Origin of the sequence: Streptomyces sp. NBC_01275 (genome assembly GCF_026340655.1) — a bacterium.
Taxonomy (GTDB): Bacteria; Actinomycetota; Actinomycetes; order Streptomycetales; family Streptomycetaceae; genus Streptomyces.
On sequence record NZ_JAPEOZ010000001.1, the window covers coordinates 127,793 to 152,090 of the forward strand.

Annotated in this window: 26 protein-coding genes; 17 read left to right on the forward strand and 9 right to left on the reverse strand. The window is 73.3% G+C overall.

Features of this window, described 5'->3' with window-relative positions:
• The first annotated feature begins 20 nt into the window (after positions 1-20).
• From OG562_RS00565 to OG562_RS00585, 5 genes are all read left to right on the forward strand, one after another.
• Positions 21-245: an IS3 family transposase gene (locus tag OG562_RS00565; protein WP_266392078.1), complete on the forward strand. Its 225-nt coding sequence runs from the start codon at positions 21-23 to the stop codon at positions 243-245.
• 39 nt (positions 246-284) lie between these two features.
• Positions 285-863: an IS3 family transposase gene (locus OG562_RS00570; protein ID WP_266408923.1), complete on the forward strand. Its 579-nt coding sequence runs from the start codon at positions 285-287 to the stop codon at positions 861-863.
• A 415-nt stretch (positions 864-1,278) separates the two neighbouring features.
• Positions 1,279-2,271, forward strand: coding sequence for a dihydroxyacetone kinase subunit DhaK (dhaK, locus tag OG562_RS00575; RefSeq protein ID WP_266392081.1), 993 nt, complete (start codon positions 1,279-1,281; stop codon positions 2,269-2,271).
• Between the two features lie 144 nt (positions 2,272-2,415).
• The gene (gene dhaL, locus OG562_RS00580; RefSeq protein WP_266392083.1) at positions 2,416-3,015 is read left to right on the forward strand and encodes a dihydroxyacetone kinase subunit DhaL; all 600 of its coding nucleotides are present in this window, start codon (positions 2,416-2,418) and stop codon (positions 3,013-3,015) included.
• Between the two features lie 52 nt (positions 3,016-3,067).
• Complete coding sequence (locus OG562_RS00585; protein WP_266408925.1) at positions 3,068-3,478, forward strand: PTS-dependent dihydroxyacetone kinase phosphotransferase subunit DhaM; 411 nt, start codon at positions 3,068-3,070, stop codon at positions 3,476-3,478.
• A 21-nt stretch (positions 3,479-3,499) separates the two neighbouring features.
• Here OG562_RS00585 and OG562_RS00590 read toward each other — a convergent pair whose 3' ends face one another.
• Positions 3,500-4,138, reverse strand: coding sequence for a TetR/AcrR family transcriptional regulator (locus OG562_RS00590; protein WP_266392086.1), 639 nt, complete (start codon positions 4,136-4,138; stop codon positions 3,500-3,502).
• Positions 4,139-4,282: 144 nt separating this feature from the next.
• Between OG562_RS00590 and OG562_RS00595 the strand changes: the two genes are divergently transcribed.
• Positions 4,283-5,044, forward strand: coding sequence for an SDR family NAD(P)-dependent oxidoreductase (locus OG562_RS00595; RefSeq protein ID WP_266392089.1), 762 nt, complete (start codon positions 4,283-4,285; stop codon positions 5,042-5,044).
• A 133-nt stretch (positions 5,045-5,177) separates the two neighbouring features.
• On the opposite strand, the gene OG562_RS00600 is transcribed toward OG562_RS00595, so the two are convergent.
• Entirely contained in the window at positions 5,178-5,990 is an 813-nt protein-coding gene (locus OG562_RS00600; protein WP_266392093.1) for a glycoside hydrolase family 75 protein, read from the reverse strand.
• A gap of 367 nt (positions 5,991-6,357) precedes the next feature.
• On the opposite strand from OG562_RS00600, the gene OG562_RS00605 reads away from it, so the two are divergent.
• Both OG562_RS00605 and OG562_RS00610 read left to right on the forward strand, forming a co-directional pair.
• On the forward strand, positions 6,358-7,320 hold the full coding sequence (locus OG562_RS00605) for a fibronectin type III domain-containing protein (RefSeq protein WP_266408927.1): 963 nt from the start codon (positions 6,358-6,360) through the stop codon (positions 7,318-7,320).
• 165 nt (positions 7,321-7,485) lie between these two features.
• The gene (locus OG562_RS00610; RefSeq protein WP_266392096.1) at positions 7,486-8,043 is read left to right on the forward strand and encodes a hypothetical protein; all 558 of its coding nucleotides are present in this window, start codon (positions 7,486-7,488) and stop codon (positions 8,041-8,043) included.
• On the opposite strand, the gene OG562_RS00615 is transcribed toward OG562_RS00610, so the two are convergent.
• The 4 genes from OG562_RS00615 to OG562_RS00630 form a co-directional block, all read right to left on the reverse strand.
• Positions 8,040-8,597 carry a PadR family transcriptional regulator gene (locus OG562_RS00615; protein WP_266392099.1) on the reverse strand — a complete coding sequence of 186 codons (558 nt, stop codon included), beginning with the start codon at positions 8,595-8,597 and terminating at the stop codon, positions 8,040-8,042. The two genes, OG562_RS00610 and OG562_RS00615, sit on opposite strands and share 4 nt — an antisense overlap.
• 22 nt (positions 8,598-8,619) lie before the next feature.
• Positions 8,620-10,635, reverse strand: a complete 2,016-nt coding sequence (locus OG562_RS00620) for an NADPH-dependent 2,4-dienoyl-CoA reductase (RefSeq protein WP_266392102.1) — start codon at positions 10,633-10,635, stop codon at positions 8,620-8,622.
• Between the two features lie 131 nt (positions 10,636-10,766).
• The gene (locus tag OG562_RS00625) at positions 10,767-11,135 is read right to left on the reverse strand and encodes a hypothetical protein (protein WP_266392105.1); all 369 of its coding nucleotides are present in this window, start codon (positions 11,133-11,135) and stop codon (positions 10,767-10,769) included.
• Between the two features lie 86 nt (positions 11,136-11,221).
• The gene (locus OG562_RS00630; RefSeq protein ID WP_266392113.1) at positions 11,222-12,106 is read right to left on the reverse strand and encodes a hypothetical protein; all 885 of its coding nucleotides are present in this window, start codon (positions 12,104-12,106) and stop codon (positions 11,222-11,224) included.
• A 332-nt stretch (positions 12,107-12,438) separates the two neighbouring features.
• Between OG562_RS00630 and OG562_RS00635 the strand changes: the two genes are divergently transcribed.
• Together OG562_RS00635 and OG562_RS00640 are read left to right on the forward strand one after the other, a co-directional pair.
• Positions 12,439-14,511: a SpoIIE family protein phosphatase gene (locus OG562_RS00635; protein ID WP_266392121.1), complete on the forward strand. Its 2,073-nt coding sequence runs from the start codon at positions 12,439-12,441 to the stop codon at positions 14,509-14,511.
• Positions 14,512-14,679: 168 nt separating this feature from the next.
• Positions 14,680-15,384: a hypothetical protein gene (locus OG562_RS00640; RefSeq protein ID WP_266392124.1), complete on the forward strand. Its 705-nt coding sequence runs from the start codon at positions 14,680-14,682 to the stop codon at positions 15,382-15,384.
• On the opposite strand, the gene OG562_RS00645 is transcribed toward OG562_RS00640, so the two are convergent.
• Positions 15,377-16,225, reverse strand: coding sequence for a putative protein N(5)-glutamine methyltransferase (locus tag OG562_RS00645; protein WP_266392127.1), 849 nt, complete (start codon positions 16,223-16,225; stop codon positions 15,377-15,379). The genes OG562_RS00640 and OG562_RS00645 overlap by 8 nt on opposite strands.
• Positions 16,226-16,464: 239 nt before the next feature.
• Here OG562_RS00645 and OG562_RS00650 point away from each other — a divergent pair, with 239 nt between their 5' ends.
• Entirely contained in the window at positions 16,465-16,902 is a 438-nt protein-coding gene (locus OG562_RS00650) for a MarR family winged helix-turn-helix transcriptional regulator (protein ID WP_266408930.1), read from the forward strand.
• Positions 16,903-16,977: 75 nt separating this feature from the next.
• Here OG562_RS00650 and OG562_RS00655 read toward each other — a convergent pair whose 3' ends face one another.
• Both OG562_RS00655 and OG562_RS00660 read right to left on the reverse strand, forming a co-directional pair.
• Entirely contained in the window at positions 16,978-17,706 is a 729-nt protein-coding gene (locus tag OG562_RS00655; RefSeq protein WP_266392130.1) for a GNAT family N-acetyltransferase, read from the reverse strand.
• Positions 17,703-18,635: an NADP-dependent oxidoreductase gene (locus OG562_RS00660; RefSeq protein ID WP_266392133.1), complete on the reverse strand. Its 933-nt coding sequence runs from the start codon at positions 18,633-18,635 to the stop codon at positions 17,703-17,705. The genes OG562_RS00655 and OG562_RS00660 overlap by 4 nt, the downstream gene beginning before the upstream one ends.
• Before the next feature lie 210 nt (positions 18,636-18,845).
• Here OG562_RS00660 and OG562_RS00665 point away from each other — a divergent pair, with 210 nt between their 5' ends.
• The 6 genes from OG562_RS00665 (at position 18,846) to OG562_RS00690 (ending at position 24,297) form a co-directional block, all read left to right on the forward strand.
• Positions 18,846-19,451 carry a sulfite oxidase-like oxidoreductase gene (locus OG562_RS00665; RefSeq protein ID WP_266392136.1) on the forward strand — a complete coding sequence of 202 codons (606 nt, stop codon included), beginning with the start codon at positions 18,846-18,848 and terminating at the stop codon, positions 19,449-19,451.
• 63 nt (positions 19,452-19,514) lie between these two features.
• Positions 19,515-20,282 (forward strand): ferredoxin reductase, encoded by a 768-nt coding sequence (locus OG562_RS00670; RefSeq protein ID WP_266392139.1) that lies wholly within the window; start codon positions 19,515-19,517, stop codon positions 20,280-20,282.
• A 122-nt stretch (positions 20,283-20,404) separates the two neighbouring features.
• A complete protein-coding gene (locus OG562_RS00675; RefSeq protein WP_266392141.1) occupies positions 20,405-20,992 on the forward strand; it encodes a hypothetical protein in 588 nt (195 codons plus the stop codon).
• Between the two features lie 87 nt (positions 20,993-21,079).
• Positions 21,080-22,048: an acetylxylan esterase gene (locus OG562_RS00680; RefSeq protein ID WP_266392143.1), complete on the forward strand. Its 969-nt coding sequence runs from the start codon at positions 21,080-21,082 to the stop codon at positions 22,046-22,048.
• Positions 22,049-22,172: 124 nt separating this feature from the next.
• The gene (locus OG562_RS00685) at positions 22,173-23,339 is read left to right on the forward strand and encodes a serine hydrolase domain-containing protein (protein WP_266392146.1); all 1,167 of its coding nucleotides are present in this window, start codon (positions 22,173-22,175) and stop codon (positions 23,337-23,339) included.
• A 124-nt stretch (positions 23,340-23,463) separates the two neighbouring features.
• Positions 23,464-24,297: an alpha/beta hydrolase gene (locus OG562_RS00690; protein WP_266392149.1), complete on the forward strand. Its 834-nt coding sequence runs from the start codon at positions 23,464-23,466 to the stop codon at positions 24,295-24,297.
• Position 24,298: the final 1 nt, after the last annotated feature.

Genomic DNA, 24,298 nt, shown 5'->3' on the forward strand with positions numbered 1-24,298 from the left:
GGGACAACAAGGAACTGGTCATGGAGCGTGATGTGCTCAAACGCTGCATGGGCGAGTCGTGGTTCTACAAGCACCGCAGCCGCGAGCCCACCGGGCGGCAGGCTCGCCGCCCGCGGCTGGTGCAGGCTGTCCAGGAGGAGTTCACCGACTCCGGTGGCGCCTACGGCTCACCGAGAGTCTGGATCACGCTGGTCCGCAAGAGCTGGCGCGTCTCGGTGAACACCATCGCGAAGATCATGGCCTAGCTCGGCCTGGCCGGCCGCACAGTCCGCAGACGCCGGGGGCTGACCCGGCCCGGCAAGCGGCCGGCGAGCCCGGACTTCGTGCGCCGCGACTTCACCGCGGAGGCCCCCGACCTGGTGTGGTGCGGGGACATGACGGAGATCGACACCGGCGAGGGCAAGCTGTATCTGGCCACGGTCATCGACCTGTTCTCCCGCCGCCTGCTGGGCTATGCGATGGGTGCCCGACACGACGCCGACCTGGTCGTCGCCGCCCTGCACATGGCCACCGCGACCCGCGGCGGGGACGTCCACGGTGTGATCTTCCACAGCGACCGCGGCAGCGAGTACGCGTCGCGGAAGTTCCGCCGTGCCTGCCGGAAGCGGGGCGTCACCCAGTCCATGGGGCGGGTCGGCTCGTGCTTCGACAACGCCGTCAGCGAGGCGTTCAACAGCGTGCTCAAGGTCGAGTACACCCACCGGCGCACCTTCGCCACCCGTGCCGAGGCCCCGATCCGGATCGCGACCTGGAGCACCGACTTCTACAACGCTCGACGGCTACACAGCGTGTGTGGCTTCAAGAGTCCGATCGACTACGAAAACGACTACTGGGCCGACCTCAGCAAGGGGCTGGCTGCATAGGAAGGTCTCCACGATTCGAGGGGATTGAGAAATCCCCGCCAAGGCTGCGGCAGCCCTGTCCGTCGACTCTGTAACACCAGTGCCTGGTGGTCAGCCAGTATTTCGGGGATGCTCGGTACAGCGGGCCGAAAGCGGGCTCCCCCGCCAGGCCTGCATGGAAGGGAAGACTCCCGAGCCTGGGATCGAGACGCGAAGTGCTTACCACGCCCACCCGCAACACTCCAGCCGCGCAGTCGCAGCCGGCCGCGTTCGCAGCCGCTCAGGCGACCACCACAGCCGCACCGTCGACGCTTCCGGCAGCCTGAGCCCGCTTCGGAGCGCCACGGACCGCCAAGATCGTTAAGTGGCCTAACCCGGCCTGACCTGGAAAAATAAACGTCAGGGACTCTTCTACTAGTCTCACCTGGAGGCAACCGTGAAGATGCTCATCAACGTTGCGGAGACCGTGGTCGCGGACGCGCTGCGCGGTATGGCGGCCGCCCACCCCGAGCTGACCGTGGACGTCGAGAACCGGGTGATCGTGCGCAGGGACGCCCCGGTGGCCGGGAAGGTGGCCCTGGTGTCCGGGGGCGGCTCGGGGCACGAGCCGTTGCACGGAGGGTTCGTGGGCCCCGGGATGCTCTCGGCGGCCTGTCCCGGCGAGGTGTTCACCTCCCCGGTGCCCGACCAGATGCTGCGGGCCGCCGCGGCCGTGAACAGCGGGGCCGGTGTGCTGTTCGTCGTCAAGAACTACACCGGCGACGTGCTCAACTTCGACATGGCGGCCGAGCTCGCCGAGGACGAGGGCATCCAGATCGCGAAGGTGCTGGTCAACGACGACGTGGCCGTCACCGACAGCCTGTACACGGCCGGCCGGCGCGGGACGGGCGCGACGCTCTTCGTGGAGAAGATCGCCGGGGCCGCCGCCGACGAGGGACAGCCGCTGGAGCGCGTCCAGGCCGTCGCCGCGCAGGTCAACGAGAACTCCCGCAGCTTCGGCGTGGCCCTCAGCGCGTGCACCACGCCGGCCAAGGGCAGCCCGACCTTCGACCTCCCGGCCGGCGAGCTGGAGCTGGGCATCGGCATCCACGGCGAGCCGGGACGGGAGCGGCGCTCGATGATGACGTCCGGCGAGATCGCCGACTTCGCCGTCCACGCGATCCTGGAGGACATGACCCCGCGCAATCCGGTGCTCGTCCTGGTCAACGGCATGGGCGCGACACCGCTGCTGGAGCTGTACGGCTTCAACGCCGAGGTGCAGCGGGTGCTGACCCAGCGCGGGGTGGCCGTCGCCCGTACGCTCGTCGGCAACTACGTCACGTCCCTCGACATGGCCGGCGCCTCGGTGACTTTGTGCCAGATCAACGAGGATCTGCTGCGCCTGTGGGACGCGCCGGTACGGACGGCGGGACTGCGCTGGGGCATGTGAGCGGGCAGAAGAGCTTGCGCTGGGGCATGTGAGCGGGCAGAAGAACGGGCGGGCGAGCGGGCAGGAGGGCCGCGCCCGGACCGTACCGACCACGAGACCCACCACGCAGACCGACCAGGCCGACCGACCATGCAAGGAGAGCCCGTGCTCGACGCCGACTTCTTCCGCCGTTGGATGACGGCGACCGCCGCGTCCGTCGCCCGCGAGGCGGAACGGCTCACCGCCCTCGACTCGCCCATCGGGGACGCCGACCACGGAAGCAACCTCCAGCGCGGCTTCACCGCGGTCGCCGCCGTGCTGGACAAGGAGGAAACCGAGACGCCCGGCGCCGTCCTGGTCCTCGCGGGGCGGCAGCTCATCTCGACGGTCGGCGGCGCGTCGGGCCCCTTGTACGGCACGCTGCTGCGCCGGACCGGGAAGGCGCTCGGCGACGCGGCCGAGGTGAGCGAGGAGCAGCTGACGGAGGCGTTGCGCACGGGCGTGGACGCCGTGATGCAGCTCGGGGGCGCCGCGCCCGGCGACAAGACCATGATCGACGCCCTGGTGCCGGCCGTCGCCGCCCTCCCCGAGGGTTTCGCCGCCGCCGCTGCCGCCGCCGAGCAGGGCGCCGAGGCGACGACGCCGCTGCAGGCCCGCAAGGGCCGGGCCAGCTATCTCGGCGAGCGCAGCATCGGGCACCAGGATCCGGGGGCGACCTCGTCGGCGCTGCTGATCGCCGCGCTGGCCGAGGCGGGCGGGAAGTGAGCCGCCGATGAGCGAGGAGAAGGTGAGCGAGAAGAGAGTGGGCGAGGAGAAGGTGAGCGAAGAGAAGCTGGTCGGGATCGTGCTGGTGTCGCACAGCGCGCCGGTGGCCGCCGCCGTGGCCGATCTGGCCCGGGGTCTCGCGGGCCGCGGCACGGCCGTGCCGGTCGCTCCGGCGGGCGGCACCGAGGGCGGCGGGCTGGGCACGAGCGCCGAGCTGATCGCCGCCGCTGCCGCCGCCGTGGACCGGGGAGCGGGGGTCGCCCTCCTCGCCGATCTGGGCAGCGCCGTCCTGACGGTGAAGGCGCTGCTCGCCGAGGGCGACGAGCTGCCCGACGGCGCCCGTCTGGTCGACGCCCCGTTCGTCGAGGGCGCGGTGGCCGCGGTGGTCACGGCGGCGACGGGCGCCGACCTGGACGCCGTAGAAGCGGCCGCGGCGGAGGCGTACGGCTACCGGAAGGCGTGACCGGAAGGTGTGACGCCGGGCTCAGGTCAGTCCGCGGGCCACGACGGCGAGGGCCGAGCGGAGGGCTTCCGCCAGCTCGGTCCGCGCCGTCGCACGGTCGGCGGGGGTGTCCGTGGCGCGCCACGCATGGTGTTCCACGGCCGCGCGCAGGGCCGCGTTGAACATCGCCGCCTGAACCGTCGACCGGAAGTCGGCGTCCGGCAGGCCGGCCCGTTCGGCGAGGGCGCGGGCGAACGCCGGTTCGGCCTCGTCGTGCGTCTGGAGCCAGACCGCGCGCAGGCCCGGTTCGGTGCGGGTCAGTCGTACCAGCGCTCCGACGGTGGTGGGGTCGGGGCCGACGAGGAGGCGCTCGTCGTCCTCCAGCTGCCAGGCGAAGGCGTCTTCGAGGGGGCGGCCGGGGGGCCACTCGCGCAGACAGGCGGCGATCACGTCGATGCCGGCCGTGAGGAGCGGGCGTACACAGCTCTCCTTGCTGGGGAAGTAGCGCCAGACCGTGCGGGCGGAGACGCCGACGGCCTGGCCGATCTGCTCGCCGGTGGTCGCCGCGACGCCCTGGTCGACGAACAGGTCCACCGCGGCGCGGGCGATCTCCAGCCGGATCTCCGCCCTGCGCTCCTCGGTCAGGGGCGGTCGCCCCGTGCGTCCGCGCGATGCGGTCATGCCGTCCTCCGGAATCCGGTGATCACTTCCTCGATGATTCGTGAATTCTCCCCCCACGACTTTATGTCACTCGAAGACATTAAGTCGTAGGGTGGCCTCACCAGCAGCACGGACCAGAGCACGGATCACAGCTAGGAGCACCTCATGGCCACTGGACTGGAAGGCCGCAGCGTCGTCGTCACCGGAGCGGGCTCGGGCATCGGGCGCGCCGCGGCCCTGGCCTTCGCCGCGGAGGGGGCGCGGGTCCTGGTGGCCGACCTCAACGCCGACGGCGCGCAGGCCGTCGTCAAGGAGATAGAACAGGCGGGCGGCACGGCCGTGGCCGTCACCGGCGACCTGAGCGAGCAGGCCGTCGTCGACCGGGTGGCCGCCACCGCGGTGGAGCGCTTCGGCGGGGTGGACGTACTGGTCAACAATGCCGGGATCATGGACCGTATGTCGGCGCTGGCGGACGTGAGCGACGCGGAGTGGGAGCGGGTCATCCGGGTCAACCTCACCGCGCCCTTCCTGCTCACCCGGGCGGTGCTGCCGCTGATGCTGGCCGCCGGCAAGGGCGCGATCGTCAGCACGGCCTCCGAGGCGGGTCTGCGGGGCAGCGCGGCGGGTGCGGCGTACACCGCCTCCAAGCACGGCGTGGTCGGGCTGACCAAGTCCCTCGCCGTGATGTACCGGGGCAAGGGCATCCGCGCCAACGCGATCGCGCCGGGCGGGACCGCCACCTCGATCGTGGTGGAGGCCGAGCAGGGCGCGCATGGTCCGTCGACGCTCGGCCCGCACTTCGTCAACGTCGGCCGCGTAGCCGAGGCGGCGGAGCAGGCCGCCGCGATCGTGTTCCTCGCCTCGGACGCGGCGAGCAACATCAACGGCGCGATCCTGCCGGTCGACGACGGCTGGTCGGCGGTCTGACGGCCCCGGGGCGCGGGCCCCGACCCCCGTCGGACGGCCTCTCGGCCACCCGCCTCGCCCGCCGACGGCCGTCCGGCCGTCGGCGGGCCGCCGTGCCCCGGCTGCACCCCGGGCCACGGCGGCCACCGCACGGTCACTCCACGCCCGCCCCCGGCTCCGCCTCCTCCCACGTCGGCTCCTGCTCCTGCTCCTGCTCCTGCGTCCGTGCCTGCGTCCGCGTCTGCGTCTGCGTCTGCGTCTGCGTCTGCGTCTGCGTCACGAACGACCGGGCCAGTCGCTCCCCCACCTCCACCGCGGAGGCGTGGCTCTCGATGGGTGTCGCCCGGAAGTCCTTGAAGACGATGTACGTGACGCCGGAGGGCGTGCCGCCGCCGCGCGGGTCGGGGCGGATGCCGAGCGCCTTGGCGGTGGCGTAGGACGCCTCGCCGATGATGTCGTCCGGTCCCACGTCGCCGACGACCGCGTACTGCACCCGGTCCCCGTAGACGACGGCCGCGACCGAGCCCCCGTACACCCCGTGCTCGCGGTGGTTCCAGATGCTGCTCACCCCGGGCACGACGATGTACGGCAGGCCCTCGGCGCTCAACTGGCGGCCGTCGGACTGCTGGTAGGCGGTGGCGTCGGAGAAGAGCGGGTCGGTGTCGCTGTTGCAGTGCGTGCTCGGGCGGCCGTCGCAGTCGATGTCCATGTCGGCCTTCCAGAAGACCGCCTCGCCGGCGCCGCAGACCGGGATGTCGGCCGGCGTGTCGTCGTCGGTGCGGTAGCGGCCGCGGGAGACGGGGGTGCAGGCGCGGACCCGGGACAGCAGGTCGGCGGCGCGGACGGAGCCCTCCTGCCGGGGCGCCGGCGCGCCCGCGGCGGCCAGGGCCGGGGAGGAGGCGGGCGGCATGGCCGGGGCCAGCAGGACCAGGCCGGCCGCGGCCAGTGTCAGCGACTGGGCGCGCACGATAGGGACCCTCTCATGGGGACGGGTACGGACACCCAGCCCAATCTGGTGTCGGGCGCGTTCGGGGGCCACCCTGAGGGGGCCGTACGGTGCACGGCTTCTGACGGCCCGACAGGGGCCGGGGGGCCGGAGCCGTCGCGGCTCCGGCCCCCGGGCCACTGCGCCGGCGCGGGAACAGCGACGACAGCGGTCCGCGCCACCGGAACGAACTCATCAGCCCGAAGGGAGAGTTCGTGCCGGGAGGATCCTCAGCATACGTAACGATGCGCCGCTTGACGCACTCTTGCCGCGCCCGCCCGCTCGCGCCATATTGGTCCGGACCATTGCCGCCGTGCCGGCCCGGGAGGCGAGAGCAGTGCGACGCGTTGTGCCGTGGGTGGCGGTGCTGACCCTGTCCTGCGGGTGCGCGGGGGCCGCCGCCGACGACGGACGGGCGCCCGGCGCTCCGACCGGGGTCACCGCGCGGGCCGGGAGCGCGACCAGCGTGTACGTCATGTGGAACGCCGTCGCCGCGGGCCCCGCCGGGCCCGCGATCAGCGCATACGAGGTCTACCGGGGCACGGCGAAGGTCGGGGACGTGCCCGGCTCCGCGCACATGCTGGACGTCGTCCGCCTCACGCCGTCCACCGCGTACGCCTTCACGGTGCGCGCCCGCGACACGGACGGGCGGCTCGGTCCGCCCAGCCGGGAGGTGCGGGCCACCACGCCGACGGCGGCAGCGGCGGACCGCTCGGCCCCGACCCCGCCGACCGGGGTCACCGGCCGCGCCGCAGGGAGCCGGGCGGTCCAGCTGTCCTGGTCGGCGTCCACGGACGACCGCGCGGTGGTGTCGTACGACGTCTACCAGGGCGCGGCGGAGATCCACAGTGTGGGCGGGAACCAGACGGCGACGGTCGTCACGGGACTGCGCCCGGGCATGCGCTACTCCTTCACCGTCCGGGCCCGGGACGCGGCCGACAACGTCTCGCCCGCCGGCCCGCCCGTGCGCCTCACCACCGCGCCGGGCACGGGCGAGGGGCCCGACACCGCGCCCGTGGACTTCCGTGCGCGCACCCACCGGGCCGCCGACGGGGCGTACTACATCGACCTGTCCTGGGTCGCGCCGCGCGTGGACGGCGTGGTCACGGAGTACGGCGTCCAGCTCGACGGAGAGCCGGCCACCTCGCTGGTCTGGGGCGGGACCCCGCCGCGCGGCAGGGCGGCCTACAGCTTCTACGCCGGGCGGGACGCCGGGGTCGGGCACCGGGTGCGGCTGCGGGCGCGGCTGCCGGACGGCACATGGGGCGCGTACTCGGCGGAGCGGACGGTGACCACGGGCGACCCCTCGTGAGTGCGGCCGACCTGGGCCGTCCGAAGGAATCCGTCACCTGCCCGGCGGCGGTCCGCGTGCGGGACGGGCCGGGGGCACGTTGGCTGCCCCTGAGGCAGCACGGGCGTACCCGACCCTCGGCGGCGCAACGGACGTACCGCCAACCGTGCCGCCGGAGGGAATCCGATGCGCACCTCCCGTCCTCCCCGTCCTCCCCGACCTCTCGTCCGCTCAGGACTGACCCTGGCAGCGGCCGCCGCGCTGCCGCTCGCCCTGAGCGCGCAGCCGGCCGCCGCCCGGGCCACGGGCATCTCGGTCAGCACGACCGGCTCCATGGTGTCCGTGGTGACCAGCGTCTGCACGCAGATCAACGGCAGCTGGGGCACGGCGGCCCTGCTCTCCAGCAGCCAGGCGAGCTTCGCCCAAGGGCGCCAGGTGGCGCTGTCGGGGACGACCGTCAGCCAGTCGGCCGCCTGGTCGGGCGTCTCGCCGGGCACGTACACGGTCGTCGTCATGTGCTCCAGCGGCAGCACCGCGGGCACCCAGTCCGTGATCGTGTCCGCGGCGTCCACCCCGACGATCTCCGCGACGGCCTCGCCCTCCCGCGGCGTCATGGGCGGTTTCGGCGGCGCGGCGCGGGACTACGGCACCGTCACGATGGCGGTGGGCGGGGCGCTGGTGGGGACGGGCGTCATCGCGGCGGCCTGGTTCCTGCGCCGCCGCGCGAAGCCGTACCGGCTCTAAGCCTCTGGGTCCGGCAGGTCCGGCAGATCCGGCAGTTGGGTCAGCGCCTCGGTGAGCCACTGCGTCCAGAAGGTCTCGAGTTCGATGCCCGCGCGCAGGACCAGGTGCTGGAGCCTGGTCTGCGCGCTGTCGTCGCCGGGCGGGAAGTCGCGCTTCTCGATCTCCTCGTACTCGGTCAACTGCCGTCGGTGCAGGTCGAGATGGCGGCGCAGGTCGGACTCCAGGCCCGCGGTGCCGACGACCGCGGCGGCGCGCAGCCGCAGCAGCAGGGCGTCGCGGTGCGGCTTGGGGTCCTGGGCCGCGGCCGTCCACCGCTCCAGTTCGGCGCGGCCCGCGGGCAGCACCTCGTAGCTCTTCTTCTGCCCCCGGGCCGGCTGCTCGGCGGGCAGCGCGCGGATGTGGCCCTCGGCCTCCAGCTTTCCCAGCTCGCGGTAGATCTGCTGGTGCGACGCCGACCAGAAGTACCCGATCGACTTGTCGAACCGGCGGGTCAGATCCAGCCCCGCCGACGGCTTTTCGAGCAGGGCGGTGAGGATCGCGTGCGGGAGTGACATGGAGTCATCCTAGGGACCGCGCTCAGAGGGTCGCGGCGACCTCGGTGCCCTGCTTGATCGCCCGTTTGGCGTCCAGCTCGGCGGCCAGGTCGGCGCCGCCTATGAGGTGCGCGCTGCGGCCGGCGGCGACCAGCTCCTCGTACAGGTCCCGGCGCGGGTCCTGGCCGGTGCACAGGACGATGGTGTCGACCTCCAGGACCGTGCTCTCCTCGCCGACGGTGACATGGAGTCCGGCGTCGTCGATGCGGTCGTAGCGTGCGCCCGGGACCATGGTCACGCCCCGGTGCTTCAGCTCGGTGCGGTGGATCCAGCCGGTGGTCTTGCCGAGGCCCGCGCCTACCTTGCCGGTCTTGCGCTGGAGCAGGTGGACGGTGCGCGGCGGGGCCGGGCGCTCGGGGGCGGCGAGGCCGCCGGGGGCCTGGTAGTCGAGGTCCACGCCCCACTGGCGGAAGTAGGCGGCCGGGTCCTCGCTGGTCTTGTCGCCGCCGTCGGTGAGGAACTCGGCGACGTCGAAGCCGATGCCGCCCGCGCCGAGGATCGCGACCCGGTCGCCGACGGGCGCCGCGTCGCGCAGCACGTCGAGGTAGCCGACGACGCTCGGATGGTCGACGCCGGGGATGTCGGGGGTGCGGGGGCTGACGCCGGTGGCGACGACGACCTCGTCGTAGTCGGCCAGGTCCGCGGCGGCGACGGGCGTGTTCAGCCGTACGTCCACCTCGTGGGCGTCGAGCTGGTGGCGGAAGTAGCGCAGGGTCTCGTCGAACTCCTGCTTGCCGGGGACCTTGCGGGCGACGTTGAGCTGGCCGCCGATCTCGCTCGCGGCGTCGAAGAGGGTGACGTCGTGGCCGCGTTCGGCCGCCGACACCGCGCAGGCGAGGCCGGCCGGGCCCGCGCCGACGACCGCGACGCGCTTGCGCAGCCGGGTCGGGGCGAGGACCAGCTCGGTCTCGTGGCAGGCGCGCGGGTTGACCAGACAGGAGGTGATCTTCCCGCTGAAGGTGTGGTCGAGGCAGGCCTGGTTGCAGCCGATGCAGGTGTTGATGGCCTCCGGCGTGCCCGCGGCGGCCTTGTTGACGAACGCGGGGTCGGCGAGCATCGGGCGGGCCATCGACACCATGTCCGCGCAGCCGTCGGCGAGCAGTTCTTCGGCGAGTTCCGGGGTGTTGATGCGGTTGGTGGTGACGAGCGGGACGGAGACCGCGCCCATGAGCTTCTTCGTCACCCAGGTGTAGGCGCCGCGCGGCACGGAGGTGGCGATGGTGGGGATGCGGGCCTCGTGCCAGCCGATGCCGGTGTTGATGATCGTCGCGCCGGCCGCCTCGACGGCCCGGGCGAGGGCGATCACCTCGTCGAGCGTGGAGCCGCCGGGCACGAGGTCCAGCATGGACAGCCGGTAGACGACGATGAAGTCCTCGCCGACCGCCTCGCGCACCCGCCGCACGATCTCCACGGGGAAGCGCATGCGGTGGTCGTAGGAGCCGCCCCAGCGGTCGGTGCGGTGGTTGGTCTGCGCGGCGATGAACTCGTTGATCAGGTAGCCCTCGGAGCCCATGATCTCGACGCCGTCGTAGCCGGCCTTTCGGGCGAGGCGGGCGGCGCGGGCGTAGTCGTCGATGGTGCGCTCGACCTCGGCGTCGGTCAGCTCGCGGGGCGGGAAGGGGCTGATGGGGGCCTGGAGGGGGCTCGGGGCGACCAGGTCGCGGTGGTAGGCGTAGCGGCCGAAGTGCAGGATCTGCATCGCGATCCGGCCGCCCGCGCGGTGCACGGCGTCGGTGATCGTGCGGTGCTGCTCGGCCTCCGCGTCCGTGGTGAGCTTCGCGCCGCCCTCGTACGGGCGGCCCTCGTCGTTGGGGGCGATGCCGCCGGTGACGATCAGGCCCACTCCCCCGCGCGCCCGTTCGGCGTAGAACTCCGCCATGCGCTCGAAGCCGCGCTCGGCCTCCTCCAGGCCGACGTGCATCGAGCCCATCAGGACGCGGTTGGGCAGCGTGGTGAAGCCCAGGTCGAGCGGGCTCAGCAGGTGGGGGTAACGGCTCATGGCGGCCTCCGTGCGCGATGTCGTCTCCTCCAGTTCTAGAGGACCGCGCACGGGTTGTGCAACTAGTTGCATAAAAGCAGGGGGACGGTGTGCCGCAGGTCACCGGCCTTCGCGGTCATCGGCTTGCCTGCTCACCGGCTTTCGAGCAGGACGTGCAGCTCCCGCTCCTGGTCTCCGGAGGCCGAGGAGAGGTCGCGTACCGCGAACAGGGAGTCCAGCGTCGTACGCAGTCGCTCGACCGCCCAGTAGCCGCCCTGGGCGTCGGCCTCGACGGCGGCGGAGAGCCGGGCGGGGTGGGCGCATTCGCGGGCGTCGGTCACCTCGAAGGTGCCGAGCCACACCATCGGGCGCGTCTCGTGGAACCGTCGCGGCGCCTCGTCGGCGCCCCGGTCGGACGTGAAGCACGCGCACAGCGCGTCGAGCACGATCCGGGCGTCCTTCTCGCTGTATCCGCTGATCTCGACGGAGACGGACTCGTCGTGCAGCCGTTCACGGTCCATCGTGATCACTCCTTTCATGGGGATGTGCGCGGTACCCGGGTTCCCCGCGAACCGCGTACATCCCCTGAAAGCGTCGACTGAAAGCCTCAGCTTCGCGTGAAGCGGTACGTCTTGCTGTCGGTCAGCACGCAGAAGCCGGGCGAGACGACGATCACGCGCAGGGTGCCCGTCCGACGGTCGTAGTCGATGCCCTCCGCCTCGAAGGTGCCCGAGCAGGAGCTGCGCAGCGGGAGCTGGCGCAGCGCCGTGACATGGCCGGTGACGTCGGCCGTGCCGTTGGGTTCCGCGGAGAGGTCGATCTGGAGGAGGGGCTTGGTGACGCCGAAGAGGGCGCCCGCCGGGTCGTCGGAGGAGCACAGCAGGGTGGTCGGGCCGGTGAAGTCGCAGCCCTGGACGTCGCGCACGGCGTGGTCCAGGCGGACGGTGGAGACCAGCGGCAGGTTCGCCGAGGGGGAGGTGCTCGCGTTGACCCCGGGGGTCGGGAAGACGAGGAAGCGGGTCATGGTGCCGTACTCGCCCGACAGCATCCACTGGCCGCTGGGCGTGATCGCCGACCATGAGTTGTTCAGGGCCTCGCCCGAGGCGAGCGTGTGGACGTACTCCGACCAGGCGCCGCCCGGCGCCTGCACCCGGTACATCTTCGACGTGCCCGAGTCGGCCTGGTAGGGCTCGACGTAGTAGCCGTCGTAGGAGGCGTCGGGGTCGCCGACGTGGTTCCAGCCCCGGGTGGAGAGGGAGAGCGGGATCGTGCCGATGCCGGTGTAGCGGTTGGCGCTGTTCGCCGGGACCTCGACCGAGGTCAGGCCCTGGCTCTCGGTCAGCGGATCGGCGCGGTCGGAGCCGACCTCGGTCCAGGTGTCGGCGGCCTGGGCGGGCGGGGCCGAGGCGAGGACGGCGGCCGCCACGGTGGCCAGGGCGACCAGGGCGGTGCGGACCGCGTGGCGGCGAGGCCGGGCGGGGCGCAGGGGCATGCGGAAGCTCCTCGGTGGGGGGTGGGGGCGCGTGCGGCGCACGCTCTGGCGTGCGTTCGGCGCACAGTCTGGCGCGCCACGATCGGCATGTACAGACCAATTCGATGGACGGATGCGGACCGTTTCGACGGACGGATGCGGACCCTGAGGAGAACGGCGCGCGCAGCCGTACTGGAGGAGCATGGAGAAGGCCCTCCAAGGCGTGGGAGGAGGCCCTCCAAAGCGCGGGAGAAGGCCGCCAAGGCGTGGGAGAAAAGGGTGGAGCGCGGTAGAACAGGGGAGTCGGCACGGGGGACGACGTGCCGCGTCGAGGCGTGGAGGCGGTGCGTGGCATGACGGCAGCCGGATCGTCCGCGGCCGAGGGCGCCGGCCCGACCGGGCCCAGCGGGCTGCTGGACGTGCTCAACGTGGCCTCGGTGGTGCTCGACACCGACGGCCGCATCGCGCTGTGGAGCCCGCAGGCCGAGGAGCTGTTCGGCTACACGGCGGCGGAGGCGCTGGGGCGGTTCGCGGCCCAGGTGATGGTCCACGAGCGCCATGTCGACCTGGTCGTGAAACTGTTCGCCGACGTGATGGCCACCGGCCAGAGCTGGGCGGGCGCGTTCCCCATCCGGCGCAAGGACGGCACGACCCGGCTGGTGGAGTTCCGCAACATGCGGCTCCTGGACGAGCGGGGCAAGGTGTACGCCCTGGGGCTCGCCGCGGACCGGTCGACGGTGCGCCGGCTGGAGCGGGACGTGGCGCTGTCGACCCGGATGGTCGCACAGTCCCCGAACGGTCTGGCCGTCCTGGACACGGACCTGCGGTTCGTCTCGGTCAACCCCGCGCTGGAGCGGGCGAGCGGGGTGCCGGCCGAGGAGCACGTGGGCCGGACGCTGCGCGAGGTGCTGCCGCTGCTGGACGCGCAGGCCCTGGAGTCGGCGGTCCGCGAGGTGCTGCGCACGGGGGCGCCGGTCGTCGACCGGTCCACGATCGGACGCACCCCCGCGAAGCCGGACGAGGACCACGCCTGGTCGATCTCGCTGTACCGCCTGGAGGACGCGCGCGGCACGGTGCTGGGCGTGGCCGCCTCGATCAGGGACGTCACCGACCAGTACCGGGCGGGCGTCGAGGCCGAGGCCGCGCGCCGCCGGCTGGCCCTGATCGCCGACGCCTCCGCCCGCATCGGCACCACCCTGGACCTGGAGCGCACCGCCCGCGAACTGGCCGACGTCGCCGTGCCGGAGCTCGCCGACGTGGCGGCCGTGGATCTGCTGGACGCGGTGGTGGACGGCCGGCGCACCAGCCTCGGGCCCGCCGAGTCGGCCGTGATCCGGGCCCTGGCCGTACGGGTGTACAACTCACCCGAGGCCCTCCAGGCCGCCGACCCGCCCGGGCAGGTCGCCCGCTACGGACCCGAGCGACTGGTCACGGAGTGCGTGCGCACCGGCCGTCCTGTCATGGTCGCGGAGGTCGAGGACGAGGACCTCGCGCGCATTGCCCGCTCCCCCGAGTCGGCCGAACTGCTGGCCCGGGCGGGCGTCCACTCCTATCTGGCCGTGCCGCTGATCGCCCGCGGCGAGGTGCTCGGCGCCCTCGACCTCAAACGGACCCACAACCCCCTGCCGTTCGGCCGCGACGACCTTCTCCTCGCCCGGGAGCTGGCCTCCCGCGCGGCCGTGCAGATCGACAACGCCCGCTGGTACCAGAACGCCCGCACCACCGCCCTCACCCTCCAGCGCAGTCTGCTGCCCAGCCACCCGCCGGTCATCGGCGGCCTGGAGGTCGCCTCCCGTTACCAGCCCGCGGGCGCCACCACCGAGGTCGGCGGCGACTGGTTCGACGTCATCCCGCTGCCGGACGGCAAGACCGCGCTCGTCGTCGGCGACGTCATGGGCAGCGGCATCGACGCCGCCGCCACCATGGGCCGACTGCGCACCGCGACGACCACCCTGGCCTCCCTCGACCTCGACCCGGCGGTCCTCCTGGAGCATCTCGACCGGATCACCCAGGGCCTGGACCACTCCATCGCCACCTGCGTGTACGCCGTCCACGACCCCCGGCTGCGACAGTGCCGGATCGCCAACGCCGGCCATCTGCCGCCGGCCCGCGTCCGCCCCGGCCGGCCGCCCGAGCTGCTCGACCTGCCCACCGGTGTGCCGCTGGGCGTGGGCGGGGTGGCGTTCTCCACGACCGACGTCGACTTCGCCCCCGGCGACCAGCTCGTGCTGTACACGGACGGCCTCGTCGAGACCCGCCGCCACTCCCTCGACGAACGCCTCGACGCGCTCCTCGCCCTCCTCGACGACCCGGCCCGCCCCCTTGAGGACCTGTGCGACCTGCTCCTGACCGCCCTGCACCACCCCGACAACCACGACGACGTGGCGCTGCTGGTGGCACGGGCGCTGGAGCGGGACAGCGAGTGACGGCGCCATGGCGTGCCGCGGCGCGGCGTGCTGTGCTGTGCCCGGCCGTGCCGTGCACGCCGATTCACAGGTCTTTGTTACCGGCCCTTTACCGCGTGCTGCGGACAATCACAGTGAGGCGTGGCATCGGTGCCGTCGTCATGGCCTGGGAGTCGAGGTGGGTCAGCCGTGATCGAGGAGCCTGAAGAGGTCGAGGTGCTCGCGGGGCCGGGCGGCGAGGAGAAGGAACGCCCCGCCCTGCGCGCGCTGTGGGAACGGCGGTCGGCCCGCGGGCGGGCGGTGATCGCGGCGACGACCGTCGCGGTCCTGGCCCTCGGCGGCACGGTCGCGTACGCGGCGACGTCGGGGGGCTCGGCCGACGGCTCCGCGTCCGCGACGTCCCCGTCGTCGTCCTCGTCCTCGTCCCCCTCGGAGGGTCCCGGGCACGGGCACGACCGGGGCGGCCCAGGGTTCATGTTCGGTGTCGGCGGCGACGCCGCGCACGGCGAGGCGACCGTCAAGGACCGTGACACCGGCGAGTGGGTCGTACGGGTCTGGCAGCGCGGGACCGTCGAGAAGGTCGACGGCGACCAGGTCGGCGTCAAGAGCGAGGACGGCGTCTCGTGGACGTGGACGGTGGGTTCGGACGTCTCCGTGCACACCGACGGCACGTCGTCCGACTCCGGGGCCGGCGCGCTGAAGAAGGGCGACACGGTGTTCGTGATCGGGTCCCGTTCGGACGGCACGTACACGGCGACCCGCGTGATGTCCGGTGACTTCACCGACCGCGGCCCGAACGGGAACGACCGGCGCGGCGGCTTCCCCGGGCACGGCCCGTGGGACCGGGGCGACGACCGCTCCCCCAGCCCCACGAGCAGCGGCGCGCCTACCTGACCCGGGTCCCGACGATCACATGGGCGTAGCGCTCCGGGTCCTCGGCGGGCCGCGCCGTCAGACCGGCGCGGGTGAACGCCTCCACGGCGTCCGGGGCCTGCCGTTCGCTGGTCTCGACCAGGAGGATCCCGCCGGGCGCGAGCCAGTCGGGGGCCTCGGCGGCGACCCTGCGCAGTACGTCGAGCCCGTCGCCGCCGCCGTCGAGCGCGGTGAGCGGCTCGTGGTCGCGGGCCTCCGCGGGCAGCAGGGGGACCTCGCCGGTGGGGACGTACGGCACGTTGGCGGCCAGGATGTCGACCCGGCCCCGTAGGCGACCGGGCAGCGCCTCGAACAGGTCGCCCTGGTGGGCGTGGCCGCCGTGGGCGGCGACGTTGGCCCGGGCGCAGCGCACGGCGGCCGGGTCGATGTCGGCGGCGTGCAGTTCGACGGGGCCGAGGGCGGCGGCGAGGGCCGCGCCGACCGCTCCCGAGCCGCAGCACAGGTCCACGACCACGGACGCGTGCGGCGCGTGCGCGAGTGCCTGCTCGACGAGGAACTCGGTGCGGCGGCGGGGGACGAAGACGCCGGGTTCGACGGTGATGCGCAGCCCGTGGAACTCGGCCCAGCCGACGACGAGTTCCAGAGGGTGACCGGCCACGCGGCGCGCGACCATGGCGTCGCGTTCGCCGGGCGTGCGGGCGGCGGCGAGGATCAACTCCGCCTCGTCCTCGGCGAAGACGCACCCGGCGGCGCGCAGCGCGGCGACGACGTCGTCACGGGACGGCGAAGGAGACGAGGAAGAGGTCGAGGTCGAGGACGAAGCAGAGGGGAAGGAGGATGAGGACGGGGAAACTGAGGGCATGGGAAGCCGGGAGCCTTTCGGGAGTCGAAGGGCGCTCCCGCAGTCACCTACGGGCGGCGATCCGCGCCGCTACGAGGAGAGAGCACCCCACCTGTCACTGCGGTAATGGGTCTCACCTCCTCGGCCTCACGCGGCTGGGCAGATCCGCAGCCGGGCGATCACCCTACCGCAGTCCCGACCGTCGAGTTGTATTCTGCAACCAGAGACATGAGGGAGCGCCCATGGACACCGTCGAGGCCGTGGAGACCGCCGAGGCCGTGGAGACCATCCAGCGGGAGATGACGATCTTCGCCCGTCGCGCCCGTGCCTCGGCGGGGCGGCTGCATCCCGAGCTGTCCCTGGTGTCGTACACGCTCCTGGGCCACCTGGAGGAGCGGGGCGGCTGCCGGGCCACCGACCTCGCCGCGCACTACGCGCTGGACAAGTCCACCGTCAGCCGCCAGGTCGCCGCCCTGGAGCGCGGCGGTCTGATCGCGCGGCGCCCCGACGCCGACGACCACCGCGTCCAGGTCCTCCACCTCACCGACGCCGGCCGCCGCATCCTCGCCCAGGTCACCGAGAGCCGCCGCGCGGCCTTCCGGGAACGGCTCGCACGATGGCCGGCGGGGGATCTGGAGCGGTTCGCGGAGTATCTGGAGCGGTACAACGCGTGGGGCGGGGCGGACGGGGACGAGTAGCCTCGCCGCCGGAGCGGGGACGAGTAGCCGCGCCGCCGCTCGCTCCCCCCGCCCCGCTCCCCTGCGTCCGCTCCCCTACGCCACCGGAACCGCCTCCCGTCCCTCCCCCAGCCGCTCGGGCACCCGGGCCGCCAGGAACGCCGTTCTGAGGCGGAGGCGGAAGCCCAGGGACTCGTAGAGGCGGATGGCGTTGGTGTTGGCCGCGCCGGTGTGCAGGAAGGGGGTCTCGCCGCGTTCGCGGATGCCGTGGGCGACGGCGAGGACCAGGCGGGTCGCGAGGCCCTCGCCGCGGAAGGCGGGGTCGGTGCAGACGGCGCTGATCTCGGTCCAGCCCGGCGGGTGGAGCCGCTCGCCTGCCAGGGCGACGAGGGCGCCGTCCCGGCGGATGCCCAGATAGGTGCCGAGTTCGATGGTGCGGGCCTCGAAGGGGCCCGGCTGGGTGCGGGCGACCAGGTCGAGGATCTCGGGGACGTCTGCGGGGCCGAGGCGGACGGCCTCCGGGTCCGGCGCGGTGACCAGACCGTCGTCGACGAGCTGCACGCCCTCGGCCCGGAAGGTGATCTCCCAGCCGGGCGGGATCTCACCCCGGAATCCGAGCAACGGGACCTCCGCACCGGGTCCGGCGAGCGCGGCGAGATCCGCCCAGTCGTCGGCGTCCGGCTCGTCCGGCAGGGCCAGCCAGGGCGAGACGTCGACGGGGTAGCGCAGGATCCGCCCCCGACGCTCGGCGAAGCGGGCGTGCGGGCCGGTCAGCGAGGCGAGGGCGGGATTGTCCAGGATGTGCCGGGGCTCGATGTCGCTCATACGTCCGCTCCGACCTCGATCGCGACCTTGCCCTGGGCGTGGCCGTTCTCGACCTCGCGGAGGGCCTCGCCCGCACGGTCCAGGGGGAAGGTGAGGGTGACGTGCGGGCTCAGGGCGCCGGAGACGACCAGGTCGGCCACCGCGCTCAGGACGGCCGCGTTGCGGGCGCGGGCGACCCGGGCGCCGCCGAGGCGCTCCACCTCCTCGGGCGGGGCGCCGGCGGTGATCAGTCGGGAGCGGTCGGTCAGGAGGGCGGCGGCCTCGTGCAGCACGTCGCCGCCGACCAGGTCGTAGACGCCGTCGACGCCGTCCGGGGCGGCCAGGCGCGCGGCGTCCGCCCAGCCGGGGCCGGACGGGACGTGCACGGCGCCCAGCGCCTCGAGGACGTCCTTCTTGCGCTCGCTGGCCACGCCCACCACCCGCAGCCCGAGGGAGCGGGCGATCTGCACGGCCGCCACGCCGACTCCGCCGCCCGCGCCGGTGACCAGCAGCGTGGCCCCGGCGGGCAGGGCGAGCTGGTGGACGCCGTCGTAGGCGGTCGCGGCGGCCACCGGGAGGGTCGCGGCGTCGACGAAGGACAGCTCGGCGGGCTTGTGGGCGGTGATGCCGGCCGCGAGCAGCGCGTACTCGGCGTAGCCGCCCGCGACGGCGGTGCCGAACACCTCGTCGCCGGGCGCGAAGCCGGTGACGCCCTCACCGGTCTCCTCGACGACGCCGGACGCCTCGTTGCCCAGGACGGAGGGGAAGATCCGTTCGGTGGTCTCGCCGGGACGCCGGTAGCCCGTGCGCTGCTTCCAGTCGACCGGGTTGACGCCCGCCGCGCGCACCGCGACGAGCACCTCGCCCGGGCCGGGACGAGGCCGGTCCAGGTCGACGAGCGCCTCGGTCTCCGGGCCGCCGTACCGGGTGAAGACGTACGCCTTCGCCATTGCTCCCACTCCTTCACTCGCTCCTTCGCCGTCGCCGGACCGCTGGATCCGCAACGTCACCTGCAAGGGCGCGGTACCGGGTGGCTATTCCCGGGGCGCGGGAGTGTTCATACGCGCTTAACGATCGACGGGCGGACCGGGTCCACGGCACGGCTGACATGCACGTACGGTGGAACGCGTAAGCAACCGTCGCCCTCACGCTGGATCCCCATGAACGTCACCCGAGGCTTCACCGGACGCCCCCGCGTCGTCAACGCCGGACTGCCGCCCGGCCAGTACGACGCGGGCGACGACTGGCCCGTGCTGTCCGCCGAGGTCACGCCCGACCTCGCGCCCGCCGACTGGACCTTCCGGGTCGACGGGCTGGTCGAGGCCCCCCGGACCTGGGACTGGGACGAGGCGCACGCACTGCCGGGGTCGGCCTACGAGGGCGACATCCACTGTGTGACCAGCTGGTCGAAGTTCGGGGTGCGGTTCGGGGGCGTGTCCCTGGACGCCTTCTTCGACGTGGTCCGGCCGCGGCCGTCCGCCACGCACGTCCTCGCCTACTCGCACACCGGCTACACCACCAACCTGCCGCTGGCGGACCTGACCGGCGGGCGCGCCTGGATCGCCTGGGAGTACGGCGGCAAGCCCCTCGCCGCCGAGCATGGCGGCCCGGCGCGGCTGCTGGTGCCGCACCTGTACTTCTGGAAGAGCGCCAAGTGGATCGCGGGCCTGCGTCTCCTCGACCAGGACGAGCCGGGGTTCTGGGAGCAGAACGGCTACCACGCGCGCGGCAACCCGTGGCAGGAGCAGAGGTACTCCGGTGACTGAGGCGGTTCCTGTGACTGAGGCGGTTCCGACGGCCGAGGTACTTCCGATGACCGAGGTACGTCGATGACCGAGAACCTCGCTTCCGGGACGCGCCCCGAGACGCGCTTCGCCGTGCCCGGCCGGATCGCCGTGAGCAACCGGGCCGCCGCCGTGTGGCAGACGGCGACGCTCACCGAGATCCGCCGCGAGACGCCCCACGCGGCCACCTTCCGGTTCGCGACGCCGGCCTGGGCGGGACATCTGCCTGGCCAGCACCTGATGCTGCGGCTGACCGCCGGCGACGGCTACACGGCCCAGCGGCACTACTCGATCGCCTCCGCGCCCGACGACGCCGGGCACATCGAGCTGACCTTGGACCACGTGGACGGCGGCGAGGTCTCCGGCTGGTTCCACACCGTCGCCCGGCCCGGCGACGAGGTCGAGGTGCGCGGCCCCCTCAGCGGCTTCTTCGCCTGGCCCGGCGACCGGCCCGCGCTGCTGATCGGCGCCGGCTCCGGGGTCGTACCGCTGATGTCGATGGTGCGCCACCGTCGGGCGCGCGGGCTCGACGTGCCGCTGCGGCTGCTGGTGTCGGCGCGCGGCCCGCAGGAGCTGATCTACGCGCGGGAGTACGGCGCGGAGACGACGCCCGTGTTCACGCGCAGCGCGCCGGAGGGGGCGCCCGTGGGGCGGCTGGACGCCGGTCATGTGGCGCCGTTGTTCGCCGACGGGCCGGCGGGCGGCTGGGAGGCGTACGTGTGCGGGTCCAACGCGTTCGCCGAGCACGCGTCGCGGCTGCTGGTCGAGGCCGGACAGCCGGTGGACCGCATCCGCATCGAGCGGTACGGCTGAGAGCCGGGACCGGTTCGGCCGAGGCGGGCTCTGCGTGCGCTCGGCGGGCTCTGTGTGGCGGTTGTACTCCATTGGGGGTACGACTTGCATGTGGGCGCTCGCGTGACGGCGAGGAGGTCGACATGCGAACCCGGATACGCGGCTGGCGCTGGCGGAGCAATCCGTTGCGGCGCCGGTCGGACGTCGTGGAGGCGTGGACGGCCCTTGCCGTCGCCGTGCTGCTGCTGGTCGCCGTGCCGCTGGCCGGGGCTCTGGCCGGGCGGTGGGCCCACGACGACGCGCGCGCGGTCGTGGCGGAGCAGCGGGCGGAGCGCCACCGCGTGCGGGCGGAGGTCGTCGGCCGGGTGCCGGACCCGATGCCCTCCGCGGACGGCGTCCGGGTGCGGATGTACAGCGTGGCGGTGCGCTGGACGCCGCCTGGCGAGCAGGCGCGTACGGCGACGGCCCGGGTGCCCGAGGGCACGCGCCGGGGTGACGTGGTGACCGTGTGGTTCGACGCGCGGGGTCGGAGCGTGGCGCCGCCGGCCACCGGGACGGTGGTGTGGCAGCACGCGGTCACGATGGGCGTGTGCGCGGCGGGCGGGACGGCCGCCCTGGTGCTGCTCGGGCACGGAGTCGTCCGCCGGGTGGCGATGCGGCACCGGCTCACGGAGTGGGACCGCGCGTGGGAGCGCACCGAGCCGGAGTGGACCCGCCGCCGGCCCGCGTGAAGCCCGACGACGTGGTCTGGCGAGGGCTCGTGGCGGCCACGTACCTTGTGATCATTCGTACGGCCACTTAACAAAAGGCGGTCCTTCATGGCTCTGTTCGACCTGTCCCTCGAGGAACTCCACGAGTACCGCAGCGCGTCCGCCGAGCCCGAGGACTTCGACGCGTTCTGGGCGAAGACCCTCCAGGAGGCCCGCGAGCACGACCTGGACGCCCGCTTCGAGCCGGTCGACACGGGTCTGGCCACGGTGCGGGTGTACGACGTGACGTTCGCGGGGTACGGCGGCCATCCGGTGAAGGGCTGGCTGACGGTGCCCGCCGCGGCCGAGGAGCCGCTGCCCCTGGTCGTGGAGTTCGTCGGGTACGGCGGGGGGCGCGGCCTGCCGCACGAGCATCTGCTGTGGGCGTCGACGGGCCGGGCGCACTTCATCATGGACACCCGCGGCCAGGGCAGCGCCTGGGGCGGCGGAGGCGGCACCGCCGATCCGGTGGGCGGCGCGCCCGCCTACCCCGGTTTCATGACCCGGGGCATCGACGCCCCCGAGAACTACTACTACCGGCGGGTGTTCACGGACGGGGTGCGCGCGGTCGAGGCGGCCCGCTCGCACCCGCTGACCGACGCGAGCCGGACGGTGGCGCTCGGCGGGAGCCAGGGCGGCGGCATCACGATCGCCGTGGGCGGTCTGGTGCCGGGCCTGGCGGCGATCGCGCCGGACGTGCCGTTCCTGTGCGACTTCCCGCGTGCGGCGGTACTGACGGACCGTCACCCGTACCGGGAGATCGGCCTGTTCCTCAAGACCCACCGCGGCCGCACCGAGGACGCCCTGCGCACCCTCTCCTACTTCGACGGCGTGCACTTCGCCGCGCGCGGCACGGCGCCCGCCCTCTTCTCGACGGCCCTGGAGGACCAGACCTGCCCGCCGTCGACCGTGTTCGCCGCGTTCAACGCCTGGGCGCACGACGACAAGACGATCGAGGTGTACGAGTTCAACGACCATGAGGGCGGCGGCCCTTACCAGGAGGCGGCCAAGCTGCGCTGGCTGCGGTCGTACGTCTGAGCGGGTCCGGGTGCGCCGAGCGCCCCAGTCCCCGGTCCTTCCCTCCAGTCCGACCAGTCGGTATGTTCGGGGGGTCCGGGCCGCACCGTCGCGGTCCGGGGTTCCGGCGGACCACGGAGGCCCCATGTCCGAGCACGTGCCACAGGTTCACGGCCACTGCGACGCGCGTTTCACGGCGGTGCGCGCCGCCTTCGAGGAGAACTTCCGGGAGCGGGACGAGCTGGGCGCGGCCGTGACCGTCACGGTCGACGGCGTGACCGTGGCCGACCTGTGGGGCGGCTGGGCCGACGCGGCGCACACCCGCCCGTGGGAGCGGGACACGCTGGTCAACGTGTGGTCGACGACGAAGGGCCCGGTGGCGCTGTGCGCGCACGTCCTGGCCGACCGGGGGCTGCTCGACCTCGACGCGCCGGTGGCCGTGTACTGGCCCGAGTTCGCCGCCGCCGGCAAGGAGAAGGTCCTGGTCCGGCATCTGCTGTCGCACCGCGCGGGACTGGCCGGACTGCGCGAGCCGCACTCGCTGGAGCAGCTCTACGACTGGGAGCTGACCGTCGCCCGGCTGGCGGCCATGGAGCCCTGGTGGGAGCCGGGCACGCGGTCCGGCTATCACGCGCTGACCTACGGCTTCCTGGTCGGCGAGGTCGTGCGGCGGGTCTCGGGGCTGCTGCCGGGGGCCTTCCTCGAGCGGGAGGTGACCGGGCCGCTGGGCGTCGACTTCACCGTCGGACTGCCGGAGAAGGAGGCCGGGCGGGCCGCCGAGCTGGTGCATCCGCCGGTCGCGTCGGCCAGCGAACAGGCCGCGATCTTCAGCCAGTTGGCGCCCGTCGCCCTCGCCGCGCTGACCAACCCGGTAGCCGGCGCCGCCGAGGCCAACTCGCCGCAATGGCGGGCCGCCGAGATCCCGGCCGCCAACGGCCACGGGACCGCCCGGGCGGTCGCCGCGCTGTACGGGATCTTCGCGGGCCGGGGCTCGTTCGGCGGCCGGCGCGTGCTGTCCGTCGAGGCGGCCGAGCGGATGCGGGAGGGGCAGGGCAGCTGCCGTGACCTGGTGCTGGGCGCAGGATTCGCCCACGACACGGAGGTCGCGCTGGGGCTCTGGCTCAGCGGCCCGAACGGCTCGTACGGGCCCAACCCGCGCGCTTTCGGTCACGACGGCTTCGGCGGCTCCTGCGGGCTCGCGGATCCGGAGGCGGGGGTGTCCCTGGGGTACGTGATGAACCGTATGGGCCCGCACATCGCCGACGACCCACGCAAGACGGCGCTGATCGAGGCCCTGTACAGCGCCCTGTGAGGGGTGCGATCGGGAAACAGTGCGCTGTGAGTGGGTTCAGGTCCCGCATTCACTGCGAGTATCGGTGGCAGGACGCACCTCCACGCACCTCTCATCGCGCGGGATCCCAGGGAGCAGCCCTCATATGACCACCCATGACGCCCAACAGATCGAGGCGGCCAACGCCACCGACCGCACGCCGGTCGTCTTCGTGCACGGCCTGTGGCTGCTGCCGAGCAGCTGGGACCGCTGGGCGGCCCGCTTCGAGGAGGCGGGCTACGCGCCGGTCACCCTGTCGTGGCCGGACGACCCGGAGACCGTCGCGGAGGCCAAGGAGCATCCGGAGGTGTTCGCGGGCAAGACGGTGGGGCAGGTCGCCGACCATCTCCAGGGGCTGATCGGCCTGCTGGCGCGCAAGCCGGCGATCGTCGGTCACTCCTTCGGCGGACTGCTGGCGCAGATCCTCGCCGGGCGCGGGCTGTCGGCCGCGTCGGTGGCGATCGACCCCGCGCCGTTCCGGGGCGTGCTGCCGCTGCCGATCTCCGCGCTCCGCGCGTCGGCGCCGGTGCTGAGCAATCCGGCCAACCGCAACCGGGCCGTGCCGCTCACCTACGACCAGTTCCGGTACTCGTTCGCGAACGCGGTCGGCGAGGAGGAGGCCAAGGAGCTGTACGAGACGTTCGCGGTGGCCGCTCCCGGCGCGCCGCTGTTCCAGGCGGCGACGGCGAACCTCAACCCGTGGACGGAGGCGAAGGTGGACTCGGAGAACCCCGACCGGGGTCCGCTGCTGATCATCTCGGGCGAGAAGGACCACACCGTGCCGTGGTCGATCGCCAACGCCTCCTTCAAGAAGCAGCAGCACAACCCGGGGATCACCGAGATCGTCGAGATCAAGGACCGCGGCCACGCGCTGACCATCGACCACGGCTGGCACGAGGTCGCGGACACGGCCCTGTCGTTCGTGCGCCGCTTCGTGTGAG

Excerpts from the sequence above, each read along its gene's own strand:
- OG562_RS00680 (WP_266392143.1), top strand. The coding sequence starts at position 21,080 with ATGGCTCTGTTCGACCTGTCCCTCGAGGAACTCCACGAGTACCGCAGC.
- OG562_RS00630 (WP_266392113.1), bottom strand. The coding sequence starts at position 12,106 with ATGCCCCTGCGCCCCGCCCGGCCTCGCCGCCACGCGGTCCGCACCGCC.
- OG562_RS00655 (WP_266392130.1), bottom strand. The coding sequence starts at position 17,706 with ATGAGCGACATCGAGCCCCGGCACATCCTGGACAATCCCGCCCTCGCC.
- OG562_RS00625 (WP_266392105.1), bottom strand. The coding sequence starts at position 11,135 with ATGGACCGTGAACGGCTGCACGACGAGTCCGTCTCCGTCGAGATCAGC.
- OG562_RS00610 (WP_266392096.1), top strand. The coding sequence starts at position 7,486 with ATGCGCACCTCCCGTCCTCCCCGTCCTCCCCGACCTCTCGTCCGCTCA.
- OG562_RS00670 (WP_266392139.1), top strand. The coding sequence starts at position 19,515 with ATGACCGAGAACCTCGCTTCCGGGACGCGCCCCGAGACGCGCTTCGCC.
- OG562_RS00685 (WP_266392146.1), top strand. The coding sequence starts at position 22,173 with ATGTCCGAGCACGTGCCACAGGTTCACGGCCACTGCGACGCGCGTTTC.
- OG562_RS00675 (WP_266392141.1), top strand. The coding sequence starts at position 20,405 with ATGCGAACCCGGATACGCGGCTGGCGCTGGCGGAGCAATCCGTTGCGG.
- OG562_RS00615 (WP_266392099.1), bottom strand. The coding sequence starts at position 8,597 with ATGTCACTCCCGCACGCGATCCTCACCGCCCTGCTCGAAAAGCCGTCG.
- OG562_RS00645 (WP_266392127.1), bottom strand. The coding sequence starts at position 16,225 with ATGCCCTCAGTTTCCCCGTCCTCATCCTCCTTCCCCTCTGCTTCGTCC.
- OG562_RS00660 (WP_266392133.1), bottom strand. The coding sequence starts at position 18,635 with ATGGCGAAGGCGTACGTCTTCACCCGGTACGGCGGCCCGGAGACCGAG.
- OG562_RS00665 (WP_266392136.1), top strand. The coding sequence starts at position 18,846 with ATGAACGTCACCCGAGGCTTCACCGGACGCCCCCGCGTCGTCAACGCC.
- OG562_RS00595 (WP_266392089.1), top strand. The coding sequence starts at position 4,283 with ATGGCCACTGGACTGGAAGGCCGCAGCGTCGTCGTCACCGGAGCGGGC.
- OG562_RS00690 (WP_266392149.1), top strand. The coding sequence starts at position 23,464 with ATGACCACCCATGACGCCCAACAGATCGAGGCGGCCAACGCCACCGAC.
- OG562_RS00620 (WP_266392102.1), bottom strand. The coding sequence starts at position 10,635 with ATGAGCCGTTACCCCCACCTGCTGAGCCCGCTCGACCTGGGCTTCACC.
- OG562_RS00635 (WP_266392121.1), top strand. The coding sequence starts at position 12,439 with ATGACGGCAGCCGGATCGTCCGCGGCCGAGGGCGCCGGCCCGACCGGG.
- OG562_RS00565 (WP_266392078.1), top strand. The coding sequence starts at position 21 with ATGGAGCGTGATGTGCTCAAACGCTGCATGGGCGAGTCGTGGTTCTAC.
- OG562_RS00590 (WP_266392086.1), bottom strand. The coding sequence starts at position 4,138 with ATGACCGCATCGCGCGGACGCACGGGGCGACCGCCCCTGACCGAGGAG.